A 13,505-nucleotide genomic window follows, 5' to 3' on the forward strand; every position below is an offset into this window, starting at 1 on the left:
GCCCGTGCCCGGCCTCGGGCGACGGCAGGCGGGAGCGCCGACGCGGACGAGACTTCCGACGACTGGTGAGGATGACGCGGTGTTCAACACGCTGTCGGACCGACTGACATCGACCTTCAAGAACCTGCGTTCCAAGGGCCGGCTGTCCGAGGCGGACATCGACGCGACGATCCGGGAGATCCGGCGCGCGCTGCTCGACGCCGACGTGGCGGTCCCCGTCGTGCGCGAGTTCAGCGCGACCGTGCGCGAGCGGGCGCTCTCGTCCGAGGTCTCGGGTGCGCTCAACCCGGCGCAGCAGGTCGTGAAGATCGTCAACGAGGAGCTCGTCGGCATCCTCGGCGGCGAGAGCCGCGGGCTGCGGTTCTCCAAGACGCCGCCGACGGTCATCATGCTCGCGGGCCTCCAGGGCGCGGGGAAGACGACGCTGGCCGGAAAGCTCGCGCTGCACCTGCGCGAGCAGGGGCACACGCCGCTCCTCGTCGCCGCGGACCTCCAGCGGCCGAACGCGGTCACCCAGCTCAGCGTCGTCGCCGAGCGCGCGGGGGTCCCGGTGTTCGCCCCGCACCCGGGCAACCAGAGCGGGGTCGAGGTCGACGACGTCATCGGCGACCCCGTCGCCGTCGCGCGCGAGGGCGTCGAGACGGCGCGCCAGCGCCAGCACGACGTCGTCATCGTCGACACCGCGGGCCGCCTCGGTCTCGACGCCGTGCTCATGCAGCAGGCCTCGGACATCCGCGACGCCGTCCAGCCGGACGAGGTCCTCTTCGTCATCGACGCGATGATCGGCCAGGACGCCGTCGCGACCGCGAAGGCGTTCGAGGAGGGCGTCGACTTCACGGGCGTCGTGCTCACGAAGCTCGACGGCGACGCGCGCGGTGGTGCGGCGCTGTCTGTGCGCGGCGTCACCGGGCGCCCGATCCTCTTCGCGTCCACGGGCGAGAAGCTCACCGACTTCGAGGCGTTCCACCCGGACCGCATGGCGTCGCGCATCCTCGACATGGGTGACGTCCTCACGCTCATCGAGCAGGCCGAGAAGGCGTTCGACGCCGAGCAGGCCGCGAAGATGGCGGAGAAGGTCGCCACGGGGCAGGACTTCACGCTCGCGGACTTCCTGGTGCAGATGCAGCAGATGAAGAACATGGGCTCGATGAAGAAGATGCTCGGGATGCTCCCGGGCATGGGCCAGATGCGCGAGGCGCTCGACAACTTCGACGAGCGCGAGGTCGACCGGATCGAGGCGATCATCCGCTCGATGACCCCCGCGGAGCGCGACAACCCGAAGATCATCAACGGGTCGCGCCGCGCGCGCATCGCGCGTGGCTCCGGCGTGACGACGAGCGACGTCAACCAGCTCCTGGAGCGGTTCGCGGGCGCGCAGAAGATGATGCGGCAGATGAGCCGCGGCGGCGGGATGCCGGGCATGCCGGGCATGGGCAACCTCCCGGGCATGGGCGGCAAGAAGGCGCGCGGGCGCCAGGCGCCGCAGCGCAAGGTCAAGGGCAGGTCGGGCAACCCGGCGAAGCGCGCCGCGCAGGAGCGCGCGGCCGCGGCGCGGGCGGCAGGAGAGACCACGGGTCCGGCGGCACCCGCCGGCTCGGCGTTCGGCGTGGGGAGCCCCGCCGAGCCGGCCAAGACGACGCCCGACGACCTCCAGCTCCCGCCGGGGTTCGAGAAGCTGCTCGGCCGCTGACCCTTCGCCGCCGGTCGGGCGGCGCCCGACCGTGCCCCGGGTGCGTCCCGCAGCCGCCCGGGCGCTAGGTTATGTCCGTGGCACCTGCCCGGTGCCTCCTCGTGCCCGTGAACCGGGCCGACCGTCCTGACCGCCCTCACCCAGGAGCCGCATGTCCGCGCTGGAAGGCCCCACGCTGCACGTCCGCGGCCACGTCATCGTCGGCGACGACCGCGAGGTGGGCGACCTGTGGGTCAAGGACGGGCGGATCAGCCTCACGCGGCCCTCGGCGCAGGGCACCAACATGGTCGAGCTCGAAGGCTGGGTGCTGCCCGGTCTCGTCGACGTGCACTGCCACGTCGGCCTGGGCGCCCAGGGCGCGGTCGACGCCGCGACGGCGCAGGACCAGGCCGTCACGGACCGCGACAGCGGCGTCCTCCTCGTGCGCGACGCGGGCTCGCCGCTCGACACGCGGTGGGTCCACGGGCGGCGCGACCTGCCGCGGCTCGTGCGGGCCGGACGGCACCTCGCCCGCCCCAAGCGCTACCTGCGCAGCTACGGGCTCGAGCTCGACGACGTCGCGCAGCTCCCCGAGGCCGTGCGGCGCGAGGCGCGCCAGGGCGACGGCTGGGTGAAGATCGTGGGCGACTGGATCGACCGCGACCTCGGGGCCGAGGGCGACCTGCGGCCGCTGTGGCCCGACGACGTCCTCGCCGAGGCCGTCGCCGCCGCGCACGCCGAGGCCGCGCGCGTCACCGTGCACGCCTTCTCCGAGGAGGTGATCCCGTCCCTGCTCGCCGCGGGCGTCGACGGGATCGAGCACGGCACGGGGATCGACCCCGACCTGATGTACGAGATCTCCGAGCGCGGGGTCGCGGTCACGCCCACCCTGTTGCAGATCGGCCAGTTCGAGGCGATCGCCCGGCAGGCCGACGAGAAGTACCCGGTGTTCGCGGCGCGCATGCGACGGCTGCACAAGCGGCGGTACGACCAGGCCCGGACGCTGTACGAGGCGGGCATCCAGATCCTCGTGGGGACGGACGCGGGCGGGACGATCGGGCACGGCCGCCTCGCGGACGAGTGCGCCGAGCTCGTGGCCGCCGGCATCCCCGACGCGGCGGTCGTCGCGGCGGCGAGCTGGCAGGGCCGGGAGTACCTCGGCTACACGTCGCTCGTCGAGGGCGCGTCGGCGGACTTCGTCGTGTACCCGCAGGACCCGCGCCAGGACGTCGGCGTCCTGCGCGCGCCGACGGCGATCGTGCTCCGCGGCGAGATCGTCGCCCCGCACGCGGGCTGAGGGGTCTCGCGCAGGTTGGTCCCGGCGGGTCCGGTCTGGCACAATGTCCCGGTACTCGGCGTGCCCCGGCCCCTCTCTCCGGCGCGTGCCGTGTCCTGAACCCCTTCCTCGTCCTGTCCCCACGGGACGGGTCCGGGTTCGCCCGAACCAGAACCAGGAGAGACCACCACTGTGGCCGTCAAGATTCGTCTGAAGCGTCTCGGCAAGATCCGTGCGCCGTACTACCGTGTCGTCGTCGCGGACTCGCGCACCAAGCGTGACGGTCGCGTGATCGAGGAGATCGGCAAGTACCACCCGACCGAGGAGCCCTCGTTCATCGAGATCACCTCGGACCGCGCCCAGTACTGGCTCGGCGTCGGCGCGCAGCCGACCGAGCAGGTGCTCGCGCTCCTCAAGATCACGGGCGACTGGCAGAAGTTCAAGGGCCTGCCCGGGGCCGAGGGCACGCTCAAGGTCAAGGGCGAGAAGGTCGACCCGGCCGCCGCGATCGAGGCCGCCGCCGCGGACGCGGAGAAGGTCAAGGCCAAGGCCGCCGAGAAGAAGACCGAGGCTCCGGCCGAGGAGCCCGCCGACACGGCCGACGAGGCCGCTGCCGACGAGCAGGCCTGATGATCGCCGAGGCGCTCGAGCACCTCGTGCGCGGCATCGTGGACAACCCGGACGACGTCCGGGTGAACGCGAAGACGCTGCGTCGCGGTGACCTGCTCGAGGTCCGGGTGCACCCGGACGACCTCGGCCGCGTGATCGGTCGTGGCGGACGCACCGCCCGTGCCCTGCGCACGGTGATCGGCGCGCTCGCGACCGACGGGCCGGTCCGCGTCGACGTCGTGGACGTCGACCGCCGCTGAGGCCCGCACAACGTGCCCCGCGAGGGGCCACGGGCTAGGCCCGGCCCGCCGACCGGCGGGCCGGGCCTTCCTGTTCCCGCCACCCGACCAGGTGCCGACCCGGCACCACCCCTGACCAGGACCACCGGAGGAGTGACGACCATGGAGCTGACCGTCGCGCGCGTCGGCAAGGCGCACGGACTGCGTGGCGAGGTCGCGCTCGACCTGCGCACCGACGATCCCGAGGAGCGCCTCGCCGTGGGCGAGCGCCTGGAGACGCGCCCCGCGACGGCGGGACCGCTCACGGTCGGGACCGTTCGGGTGCACCAGGGGCGGTGGCTCGTCGGCTTCGAGGGCGTCCGCGACCGCACCGCCGCCGAGGCCCTGCGCGGCGTCGAGCTCGTGGTCGAGGTCGACGCGTCCGACGAGGAGGACGCGTGGTACCCGCACGAGCTCGTCGGGCTCCGCGCGGAGGACCCGGAAGGGCAGCCCCTCGGACGCATCGACGGCCTCGAGCACCTGCCCGCGCACGACGTCCTCGTGCTGCGCGAGACCGGGGGCGCCCGCACGCTCGTCCCGTTCGTCCGGCAGATCGTCCCGCTCGTCGACGTGGCCGGCGGCCGGGTCGTGCTCGACCCGCCGGGCGGGCTGCTCGCGACGGACGCCGACCGGCTCGAGGTGGCGACCCCGGACGGCGGCGAGACGTCGGGCCTCGCCGCGAGCGAGCCGGACGACCCGCGCGACGGCGAGGCCTGACCGTGCGCATCGACGTCGTCACGATCTTCCCCGACTACCTCGCCGCGCTGGACCTGTCGCTCGTCGGCAAGGCACGCACCGCGGGGATCCTCGACCTGCGCGTCCACGACCTGCGGGACTGGACGACGGACCGGCACCGCACCGTGGACGACACGCCGTTCGGCGGCGGGGCGGGCATGGTCATGCGCCCCGACGTGTGGGGCCGGGCGATCGACGACGTGGCAGGTCTCTCGGCCGGGGCGCCGGACGGGGACGAGGCCAGGGCCGGCGCCGTGCACCTGGTCGTGCCGACGCCGTCGGGGGAGACCTTCACGCAGCGCACGGCGGAGGCGCTCGCGAGCGAGGAGCACCTCGTCATCGCCTGCGGGCGCTACGAGGGGATCGACGCGCGCGTCGCTGAGCACTACCGGTCGGCCGGGATGCGGGTCAGCGAGCTGTCGATCGGGGACTACGTCCTCAACGGGGGAGAGGTCGCCGCGCTCGTCATGGTCGAGGCGGTCGGTCGGCTGCTGCCGGGCGTCGTGGGCAACCCCGAGTCGCTGGTCGAGGAGTCGCACGGCGCCGCGGGCCTGCTCGAGTACCCCGTGTACACGAAGCCGCCGGCCTGGGACGGGCTCGAGGTACCCGACGTGCTGCTCTCGGGCCACCACGCGCGCATCCACCGCTGGCGCCGGGACCAGGCCCTGCGCCGGACCGCCGCGCGGCGGCCGGACATGGTGCGCGCGCTCGACGTCGACACGCTCGACCGGCACGACCTGGAGGTCCTCGCCGAGGCAGGGTGGTCCGTCGTCGACGGGCGCCTCGACCGCGCCGGGCACGGCGCCTCCTGACCCTCCGCAGCGCGCGCGAGGTCGGGCGCCGGGCCAGGGCTGCCGCCGGCTGCCGGCATGTGGCAGAATGGTCGACCGGTGTGTGCCGCCCCGGAACCTCTGCCACAGGGGAGCCCGCGCCCGGATCCTCGGGCGGACTGGCACGACGGGTCGACGACCGCGAGGTGGTCGACCGTCCACGCGCAGCACGGCACACCCCACCGACAGACGACGACGGCCCGGCGCGCCCGGGCCACGAGCACGCGTCCGACCTGTGGCGGACGAGGAGAAGCACCATGCACACGCTGGACAGCGTCGACGCAGCATCGCTGCGCAGCGACGTCCCGGAGTTCCGCCCCGGCGACACGCTCAAGGTCAACGTCAAGGTCGTCGAGGGCACCCGCTCCCGCGTCCAGGCGTTTCAGGGCGTCGTCATCGCCCGTCAGGGCAGCGGGGTCCGCGAGACGTTCACGGTCCGCAAGATCAGCTTCGGCGTGGGTGTCGAGCGCACGTTCCCCGTGCACTCGCCGTCCATCGACACGGTCGAGGTCGTGACGCGCGGTGACGTGCGTCGCGCCAAGCTGTACTACCTCCGCGCGCTGCGCGGCAAGAAGGCGAAGATCAAGGAGAAGCGCGACACCGCGCCCGCTCGCTGATCGGCTGCCGGCAGGTACTGCCGCTCCGCTCGAACGACGGCGGCCGTCCCCTCGGGGCGGCCGCCGTCGTCGTCCCCGGGCGCACGGTCCGAGGGCCGGTCCGTTTCTCGGAAGTCGGCAGGAGGTGGCATTGTGAACGCGTGACCGACAGCGCCCCGCCCCGCGGCCCGCATCCCGACGCCGGCACCGAGCGTGAGGCGCTCGGCCCTCGGGACGACGGGGAGTCCCCGCACGGGCAGCACCTCGCCACGTCCCGGACGGAGCGTCCGGCGCGGAAGTCGTCGCTGCTGCGCGAGACGGCGATCATCGTGGTCAGCGCGCTGGTGCTGTCGTTGCTCATCAAGACGTTCCTGGTGCAGGCGTTCTTCATCCCGAGCGCGTCGATGGAGGACACGCTGGTCGAGGGTGACCGGGTGATGGTGTCCCGGCTCGTGCCGGGCGCGTTCGACGTGCACCGGGGGGACGTCGTGGTGTTCAAGGACCCGGGCGGGTGGTTGCCGCCGCCGGTGCCGCAGGCCGAGAGCCCGGTGTCGGAGGCGGTGCGCGCGGCGCTGACCTTCATCGGCCTGCTGCCGCAGGACACCGGTGAGCACCTCATCAAGCGGGTGATCGGCACGCCGGGAGACCACGTGGTGTGCTGCGACGCGGAAGGTCGCGTGAGCGTCAACGGGGTGTCGATCGACGAGACCTACATCAAGCCCGGCTCGATCCCCAGCCAGGACCCGTTCGACCGGACGGTGCCCGAGGACATGTTGTTCGTCATGGGCGACAACCGGCAGAACTCGGCGGACTCGCGCTACAACACGGGCAAGCCCGGCGGCGGGTTCGTGCCGATGGGCAACGTCGTCGGGACGGCGTTCGTCAAGGTCTGGCCGCTGTCCCACCTCGGCCTGCTGCGCAACCCCGGCGACGTGTTCGCCGACGTCCCCGAGGTGGAGCCGTGACGCTGGACGCGGTAGCTCCTCCCGCCGGTCCCGTGCCGGCCTCGGCGCCCGCCGCGCCCGTGGCCGCCGCCCCGGCGCGCGTGCGTCGTGCCCCTGCGCGGCGCCGCCCGGACCTCCGGCAGGAGCGCGCGATGCTGCGCGACGGCGCCCGGCTCGTCGCCGGGATGGACGAGGTCGGTCGCGGGGCGCTCGCCGGACCGGTCTCGGTGGGCGTCGTGGTCGTCGACCTCGCGACGAAGCCCTGCCCTCCCGGGCTCACCGACTCCAAGCTCCTCACCGCGGCCGCGCGGGAGGCCCTCGTGCCGCTCGCGCGCGCGTGGTCCGTCGCCTGGGCCGTGGGCCACGCCGGTCCCGCCGAGATCGACGCGCACGGCATCGTCGGTGCGCTGCGCCTCGCGGGCCGCCGCGCGCTCGCCCAGGTGCGCCGCACGGTCGGCGACGTCGACGCCGTCCTCCTGGACGGCAAGCACGACTGGCTCAGCCGCCCCTCGGCGGTGGACCTCTTCGAGGCGTTCGACCTCGACCCGCACGACGACGAGCGGCTCGTCGACCCGCGGGTGCGCACGCTGGTCAAGGCCGACCTCCAGTGCGCCTCGGTCGCCGCGGCGAGCGTCCTCGCGAAGACCGAGCGCGACGGCCTCATGACCAGCCTCGCGCGGCAGTACCCGGCCTTCGGGTGGGACCAGAACAAGGGCTACGGCGCGGCGGCGCACGTCGAGGCCCTGCGCGAGCACGGCCCGACGCCGCAGCACCGCCGGTCCTGGCGGCTGCCCGAGCGGGGGGACGAGGGTCTCGACACCCCCGCGTACGGGGAACCCGTGGACGTCCTCGAGCTCGACCCGGACGCCGCCCTGCCCACGAGCTGAGGCGGGCGCCGAGCGCTCGATGGTCCATGATGGAGGCGTGAGCGCCGAAGACCTCGAGAACTACGAGACCGAGATGGAGCTCGCGCTGTACCGCGAGTACCGCGACGTGGTGGGCCTGTTCTCGTACGTGGTGGAGACCGAACGTCGCTTCTACCTGGCGAACCAGGTGGACCTCCAGGTGCGTTCCGCCGCGGGAGAGGTGTACTTCGAGCTGCGGCTCGCCGACGCGTGGGTGTGGGACGTGTACCGGTCGGCACGGTTCGTGAAGTCGGTGCGCGTCGTGACCTTCAAGGACGTCAACGTCGAGGAGCTCGCGAAGGCTGAGCTCCAGCTCTGACCAGGGTCCTGGCCGTACACAGGCCGGCTTCCTGACGGTCCCGTCCACAGGCGGTCGCGGGTCTCTGGCGCCGCGTCCTCCCCGTCGCCCACGGTGGGCGACGGAGGTGAGCCCATGGGAGCGAAGGACGCCGTCGGGCGGTACGGGGAGAGGGTGGCAGCGGCCCACCTGGTCGAGGCGGGATGGACCCTGCTCGACCGCAACTGGCGCGGGACGCGCGGCGAGCTCGACGTCGTCGCGCTCGACGGGGACGTGCTGGTCGCCGTCGAGGTGAAGACGCGTCGTGGCACCGGCTTCGGGCACCCCGCCCAGGCCGTGACGCCCGCGAAGCTCGGTCGCCTGCGGCGGCTCACGGGGGAGTGGCTCGCGACCCACGACGTGCGCGCGCGGTCGGTCCGCATCGACGTCGTCGCCGTGCTCGTGGCGCGGGCGGGCGCCGCGCAGGTGGAGCACCTCGTCGGGGTGAGCGCCTGATGGGCCTCGGCACGACCCGCGCCGTCGCGCTCGTCGGGCTGTCGGGCCATGTCGTCGAGGTGCAGGCGCACCTCGCGGCCTCGGTGCCCGGGTTCGTGCTCGTCGGGCTCCCGGACGCGGCGCTCAGCGAGTCGAGGGACCGCGTGCGTGCGGCCGTCACGTCGTCGGGCATCCCGTGGCCGCAGCGCAAGGTCACGATCAACCTCTCGCCCGCCGCGCTCCCCAAGTCCGGCACGGGCTTCGACCTCGCGATCGCGGTCGCGCTCCTCGCCGGCGCCCAGGTCGTCCCGGTGCGCGCGGTGGAAGACGTGGTGCACCTCGGCGAGCTGGGCCTCGACGGCCGCCTCCAGCCCGTGCGCGGCGTCCTGCCCGCGGTGGCGGCGGCCGTCGCCGCGGGGTTCCGGGAGGTCGTCGTTCCGGCGGCCGACGTCGAGGAGGCCCGGCTGGTCCCCGGTGCGCGTGTCGTCGGGGCGACGACCCTCGCGGACGTCGCCCGGCTCCACGGAGCGTCGCTCGACGACCCGGGCGGTGCCGCGTCCCCCGTCGTCGTGCCGCGGCCTGCCGCGGTGCGCCCGCAGCAGGGGGACCTCGCGGACGTCGTGGGTCAGGACGAGGCCCGGCACGCGCTCGAGGTCGCGGCCGCGGGAGGTCATCACCTGCTGCTCGTCGGGGCGCCGGGTGCGGGCAAGACGATGCTCGCGTCGCGGCTGCCCGGGATCCTGCCCGACCTCACGGAGGGCGAGGCCGTCGAGGTGACGGCCGTGCACTCGGTGGCCGGGGTGTTCGATCCCGGGACCGGGCTCGTGCGCCGCCCGCCGTACGAGGACCCGCACCACACGGCCACCCCCGCGGCGATCGTCGGGGGTGGCAGCGGCCTGCCCCGGCCCGGCGCCGCGTCGCGCGCCCATCGTGGTGTCCTCTTCCTGGACGAGGCGCCGGAGTTCGGAGCGCGCGTGCTCCAGACCCTGCGTCAGCCGCTCGAGCACGGCGAGCTCGTGATCCACCGTGCGGGAGGGACGGCCCGCTACCCCGCGCGCTTCCAGCTCGTGCTCGCCGCCAACCCCTGCCCCTGCGGCAAGGGCGTCGGGAAGGGTCTCGAGTGCACGTGCTCGCCCGTCGCGCAGCGCCGTTACTTCGGCCGGCTGTCCGGTCCGCTCCTCGACCGGGTCGACGTCCAGGTCGAGGTCCGGCCCGTCACCCGGGTCGAGCGGGCCGGCGCCGCGCAGCCAGAGCCGAGCGTCGCGGTCGCGCGTCGCGTCGCCGCCGCCCGGGAGACGGCGTCCGCGCGCCTGGCGGGTACGCCGTGGCGGACGAACGCCGAGGTGCCCGGCACCTGGCTGCGCGACCGGCTCGGGCCCGACCCAGGCCTCCTGACGGACGTCGACACCGCGCTCGACCGGGGCACCCTGAGCCTGCGGGGAGCGGACCGCGTGCTGCGTCTCGCCTGGACCGTCGCCGACCTCGCCGGGCACGCCGCGCCCACGCGCGCGGACGTCGGGGCCGGCCTCGCGCTCCGGACGCGGGGCTACCGTGGCTGAGCGCCGGTCGGGCCCGACGACACCCGTGCGCCCGGTGTTCGACGTCACCGACGACCGGCTCGCCCGGGCGGCGTGGTCACGCCTGGCGGAGCCGGGGGACGAGGTCGCGGTCGCGCTCGTCGAACAGCTCGGGGCCTCGGCAGCGCTCGCCTGGCTCGTCGAGGCGGTGAACGACCCGGCGCGGGCACGCCGGTCGCTCGTCGGACTCGCGGAGGACTTCGGCGACGAGCGAGAGGGGCTGGACGGGCTGCTCGGGGTGACCGGGATCGGTGCTGCGGTGCCGACCGACGACGGGCGCGCGCCCGTCCGCGACCCACGGAGCGGGCCCGTCGCGCGGCTCTTGCGCGCCGTCGCGCGCTGGGCACCGCGGCTCGACGGCCTCGACCCGCGCCGCGAGCTCCACGTGCTGCACCGCCTGGACGGCTCGCTCGTCGTCCCGGGCGACCCGGGCTGGCCGACGGCCCTCGACGACCTCGGTGCGGTCCGTCCGCTCGCGCTGTGGGTCCGGGGGTCGGACCGCCTGGCGGAGCTCGCCGCACGGTCCGTGGCGGTGGTGGGGGCGCGCGCCTGCACGGACTACGGGCGCCACGTGACGGGGGAGATCGCCTCGGGACTCGCGGCGCGTGGGTTCACGGTCGTCTCCGGAGGGGCGTACGGCATCGACGCCGCGGCGCATCGCGCCGCGCTGGTGTCGTCCGCCCCGACGGTCGCGTTCCTCGCCGGTGGGGTGGACCGGCTCTACCCGGTCGGCAACACCGAGCTCCTCCGGGCCGTCGTGGGTACGGGCGGCGCCGTGGTGTCGGAGGTCCCGCCGGGCTCCGTGCCCAGCCGGGTCCGCTTCCTCCTGCGCAACCGGCTCATCGCGGCGTTCGCGGGTGCGACCGTGGTCGTGGAGGCGGCCTGGCGCTCCGGGTCGCTGAGCACGGCGGTGCGCGCCGCCGAGCTCTCCCGACCGGTCGGCGCCGTCCCCGGACCCGTGACCTCCATGGCGTCGACCGGCTGCCACCGGCTCCTGCGCGACGGTGCCGCCGTGTGCGTCACCGACGCCGACGAGGTGGCGGAGCTGGCAGGGGCGCTGGCGCGGGACGCGGCGCCGGCGGCGCCGGCCGCCGGGACGCGCAGGGCGCCCCGCGACGCCGCGTACGACGGTCTCGACGCCGTCGAGACGCGGACGTGGGACGCCCTGCCGCTGCGCTCGGGGGCGCCGACGGACGCGGTCGCCCGGTCGGCGGGGCTCGCCGTCTCGGAGGCCGTCGGTGCCCTCGGACGGCTCGAGATCCGCGGCCTCGCCGAGCGGACGCCCGGCGGATGGCGGCGCGTCCGCGCGGGGTGAGGAGGTCAGTCGGACGAGTCACGGCGGCGGGCGGAGGGGGGCGGCCGGAGCGCCTCCGGCGGTCCTGCGGTCCCGCGCGCGAGACTGGCGGAATGACCCGCTCGACCCGTCCCGACGACTCCGCCGACCTGTCGGACGAGCACCGGCCCGACGCCCTGCCGCCGGCGCTCGACGCGGCGCTCGCGGACTTCGGGACCCATCTCGAGGTCGCGCAGGGTTCGTCCGCGCACACCGTGCGTGCGTACACGGGCGACGTCGAGGCGCTGCTGGGCCATGCCGCCCGGCACGGCGCGACGTCGCCGCAGGACGTCGACCTCGCCGCCCTGCGCGCGTGGCTGACGGAGCAGTCGGAGCGCGGGCTCGCCCGCGCGACGCTCGCACGCCGCGGCGCCGCCGCGCGGGCGTTCTTCGACTGGGCACGGCGGACGGGCGTGGTCGCGGCGGACCCGGCGGCACGGCTCGCGAGCCCGCGCGTCCCGCGCACCCTGCCGACCGTGCTCACGGCCGACGCCGCCGGCCGGCTGCTCGACGCCGCCCGGGAGGCGGCGGGGGAGGGCGAGCCGGCCCGGTTGCGCGAGTGGGCGGCCGCCGAGCTGCTGTACGGGGCGGGGATCCGCGTGGGCGAGCTCGCGGGGATCGACGTGGACGACGTGGACCTGTCGCAGCGGGTCGTCCGGGTGCTCGGCAAGGGCGACAAGGAGCGGGTCGTGCCGTTCGGCGTCCCGGCTGCTCGGGCCGTGACCCGGTGGCTGGACACGGGTCGGCCGGCGCTCGTCACGGAGCGGTCGGGCGCCGCGCTCCTCGTCGGGGACCGGGGCGGTCGGTGGGGTCAGCGGCAGGTGCGCGACGTCGTGCACCGCCTCGCGCTCGCGGCCGGGGTCGACGACGTCGCCCCCCACGATCTGCGGCACAGCGCCGCGACGCACCTGCTCGCCGGCGGGTCGGACCTGCGCAGCGTGCAGGAGATCCTCGGGCACTCGTCGCTCGCGACGACGCAGCGCTACACCCACGTGACGGCCGAGCGGCTGCGCAGCTCGTTCGAGCAGGCCTTCCCGCGCGCCTGAGCCCCGGGTCGCCGTCGTCCGGTCACGGCTCCCCGAGCGGGAGCAGCACGATCGCGGGACGCTCGCCCAGCAGCGCGAGCGGGTCGACGTAACGCTCGCCCCGCCGTACGCCCCAGTGCACGCAAGCGCCCGCGCAGTGGCTCGCGACGGCCTCGCCGTCGGAGCCCTGCACGGTCCCGACGACGTCCCCCGCGGCGACGCGCGTCCCCCGAGGTGCCGTACCGATGACCGGCTCGAGCGACGTGCGCAGGCCGTCGTCGTGCGTGACCACGACCACGTCGCGGCCCGCGACGGGCCCGGCGAACGTGACCACCCCGGCCGACGGGGCCCGGACGGGCTCCCCGGCGGCGGCGGCGAGGTCGACGCCCCGGTGCCCGGGGAGCCAGTTCTGCAGTGGCGGGTCGAACGGCGCGAGCACGCCGAGCGCGTCGGGTGCGCGGTCGAGCGGCGGCACCCAGCCGGAGGGCGCGGCCGAGGCGACCTCGGGACTCCCGCCCGGCGTGGCGGACGCCGCCTGGGGGAGGACGAGCAGGAGCGCGGACAGCACGAGGGCGACCGCACGTGGTCGGGTCGTCGCAGGGGTACGGTCGTGAGCCATCGCGCCAGCGTGCCGGACGCGGGCCCGCGTCGGGCGGCCAGGTGCCGCGGCCTGTGGACGACGGGCCCCGGCGGCGCCCGCGGCCGGCGGCTGTGGTCGGCCCTGCCGTCGGGTAGACTTGCCGCTGCGACCGGCGCGTTCGCCGTGCCCGGCCCGAGGTGATCACCTCGGCCGAGGACGGAGCCGGTCGACTTCGCGCGTCACGTCCTCGCCCGTCCTCCCGGCTCTGCCGGTCCGGGCGGGGCCGCGTCCGGCGTCGGTCCTGCCCGCACCTGCTCGAGCGGTGCGTCGCAGGCGTCGGCACGGGTGGCGCCAGGGGTGCGACCACCAGGGTCGT

At 75.3% G+C, this 13,505-nt stretch carries 15 protein-coding genes; 14 read left to right on the forward strand and 1 reads right to left on the reverse strand.

Annotated features, from left to right (window positions below; translation table 11 throughout):
• Positions 1 to 79 precede the first annotated feature (79 nt).
• The 14 genes from ffh to ACN9MS_RS08330 all read left to right on the forward strand — a co-directional run bounded on the left by ffh (position 80) and on the right by ACN9MS_RS08330 (position 12,570).
• Positions 80 to 1,690, forward strand: coding sequence for a signal recognition particle protein (gene ffh / locus ACN9MS_RS08265; RefSeq protein WP_426311488.1), 1,611 nt, complete (start codon positions 80 to 82; stop codon positions 1,688 to 1,690).
• Between the two features lie 151 nt (positions 1,691 to 1,841).
• The gene (locus ACN9MS_RS08270; protein ID WP_426311489.1) at positions 1,842 to 2,966 is read left to right on the forward strand and encodes an amidohydrolase family protein; all 1,125 of its coding nucleotides are present in this window, start codon (positions 1,842 to 1,844) and stop codon (positions 2,964 to 2,966) included.
• Positions 2,967 to 3,137: 171 nt separating this feature from the next.
• On the forward strand, positions 3,138 to 3,575 hold the full coding sequence (rpsP, locus tag ACN9MS_RS08275; protein WP_047232648.1) for a 30S ribosomal protein S16: 438 nt from the start codon (positions 3,138 to 3,140) through the stop codon (positions 3,573 to 3,575).
• Positions 3,575 to 3,814, forward strand: coding sequence for an RNA-binding protein (locus ACN9MS_RS08280; RefSeq protein ID WP_024840519.1), 240 nt, complete (start codon positions 3,575 to 3,577; stop codon positions 3,812 to 3,814). The genes rpsP and ACN9MS_RS08280 overlap by 1 nt, the downstream gene beginning before the upstream one ends.
• A 141-nt stretch (positions 3,815 to 3,955) precedes the next feature.
• Positions 3,956 to 4,549 (forward strand): ribosome maturation factor RimM, encoded by a 594-nt coding sequence (gene rimM, locus ACN9MS_RS08285; protein ID WP_426311490.1) that lies wholly within the window; start codon positions 3,956 to 3,958, stop codon positions 4,547 to 4,549.
• A 2-nt stretch (positions 4,550 to 4,551) separates the two neighbouring features.
• The gene (gene trmD / locus ACN9MS_RS08290) at positions 4,552 to 5,379 is read left to right on the forward strand and encodes a tRNA (guanosine(37)-N1)-methyltransferase TrmD (RefSeq protein ID WP_426311491.1); all 828 of its coding nucleotides are present in this window, start codon (positions 4,552 to 4,554) and stop codon (positions 5,377 to 5,379) included.
• A gap of 275 nt (positions 5,380 to 5,654) precedes the next feature.
• Positions 5,655 to 6,014 (forward strand): 50S ribosomal protein L19, encoded by a 360-nt coding sequence (gene rplS / locus ACN9MS_RS08295; protein ID WP_426311492.1) that lies wholly within the window; start codon positions 5,655 to 5,657, stop codon positions 6,012 to 6,014.
• Between the two features lie 140 nt (positions 6,015 to 6,154).
• Positions 6,155 to 6,958: a signal peptidase I gene (gene lepB / locus ACN9MS_RS08300; protein ID WP_426311493.1), complete on the forward strand. Its 804-nt coding sequence runs from the start codon at positions 6,155 to 6,157 to the stop codon at positions 6,956 to 6,958.
• Between the two features lie 131 nt (positions 6,959 to 7,089).
• Positions 7,090 to 7,824 (forward strand): ribonuclease HII, encoded by a 735-nt coding sequence (locus ACN9MS_RS08305; protein WP_141390355.1) that lies wholly within the window; start codon positions 7,090 to 7,092, stop codon positions 7,822 to 7,824.
• A gap of 37 nt (positions 7,825 to 7,861) precedes the next feature.
• Complete coding sequence (locus tag ACN9MS_RS08310; RefSeq protein ID WP_024840525.1) at positions 7,862 to 8,161, forward strand: DUF2469 domain-containing protein; 300 nt, start codon at positions 7,862 to 7,864, stop codon at positions 8,159 to 8,161.
• Positions 8,162 to 8,275: 114 nt separating this feature from the next.
• Positions 8,276 to 8,635 (forward strand): YraN family protein, encoded by a 360-nt coding sequence (locus ACN9MS_RS08315; RefSeq protein ID WP_047232652.1) that lies wholly within the window; start codon positions 8,276 to 8,278, stop codon positions 8,633 to 8,635.
• Positions 8,635 to 10,173, forward strand: coding sequence for a YifB family Mg chelatase-like AAA ATPase (locus tag ACN9MS_RS08320; protein WP_426311494.1), 1,539 nt, complete (start codon positions 8,635 to 8,637; stop codon positions 10,171 to 10,173). Before ACN9MS_RS08315 ends, ACN9MS_RS08320 begins: the two co-directional genes overlap by 1 nt.
• Positions 10,166 to 11,506 carry a DNA-processing protein DprA gene (dprA, locus tag ACN9MS_RS08325; protein WP_426311495.1) on the forward strand — a complete coding sequence of 447 codons (1,341 nt, stop codon included), beginning with the start codon at positions 10,166 to 10,168 and terminating at the stop codon, positions 11,504 to 11,506. Before ACN9MS_RS08320 ends, dprA begins: the two co-directional genes overlap by 8 nt.
• A gap of 92 nt (positions 11,507 to 11,598) precedes the next feature.
• Complete coding sequence (locus ACN9MS_RS08330) at positions 11,599 to 12,570, forward strand: tyrosine recombinase XerC (protein WP_426311496.1); 972 nt, start codon at positions 11,599 to 11,601, stop codon at positions 12,568 to 12,570.
• A 22-nt stretch (positions 12,571 to 12,592) separates the two neighbouring features.
• Here the strand turns inward: ACN9MS_RS08330 and ACN9MS_RS08335 are convergent, their stop codons facing one another.
• Entirely contained in the window at positions 12,593 to 13,168 is a 576-nt protein-coding gene (locus ACN9MS_RS08335) for a M23 family metallopeptidase (RefSeq protein WP_426311497.1), read from the reverse strand.
• Positions 13,169 to 13,505 lie beyond the last annotated feature (337 nt).

The sequence above is a fragment of the Cellulosimicrobium sp. E-16 genome (assembly GCF_049913115.1).
Classification (GTDB): domain Bacteria; phylum Actinomycetota; class Actinomycetes; order Actinomycetales; family Cellulomonadaceae; genus Cellulosimicrobium.

Bases quoted from the DNA above. Each gene is read 5' to 3' on its own strand.
- ACN9MS_RS08335 (WP_426311497.1), bottom strand. From the start codon at position 13,168: ATGGCTCACGACCGTACCCCTGCGACGACCCGACCACGTGCGGTCGCC.
- ACN9MS_RS08315 (WP_047232652.1), top strand. From the start codon at position 8,276: ATGGGAGCGAAGGACGCCGTCGGGCGGTACGGGGAGAGGGTGGCAGCG.
- ACN9MS_RS08305 (WP_141390355.1), top strand. From the start codon at position 7,090: ATGCTGCGCGACGGCGCCCGGCTCGTCGCCGGGATGGACGAGGTCGGT.
- ACN9MS_RS08270 (WP_426311489.1), top strand. From the start codon at position 1,842: ATGTCCGCGCTGGAAGGCCCCACGCTGCACGTCCGCGGCCACGTCATC.
- ACN9MS_RS08330 (WP_426311496.1), top strand. From the start codon at position 11,599: ATGACCCGCTCGACCCGTCCCGACGACTCCGCCGACCTGTCGGACGAG.
- ACN9MS_RS08280 (WP_024840519.1), top strand. From the start codon at position 3,575: ATGATCGCCGAGGCGCTCGAGCACCTCGTGCGCGGCATCGTGGACAAC.
- rplS (WP_426311492.1), top strand. From the start codon at position 5,655: ATGCACACGCTGGACAGCGTCGACGCAGCATCGCTGCGCAGCGACGTC.
- rimM (WP_426311490.1), top strand. From the start codon at position 3,956: ATGGAGCTGACCGTCGCGCGCGTCGGCAAGGCGCACGGACTGCGTGGC.
- ACN9MS_RS08320 (WP_426311494.1), top strand. From the start codon at position 8,635: ATGGGCCTCGGCACGACCCGCGCCGTCGCGCTCGTCGGGCTGTCGGGC.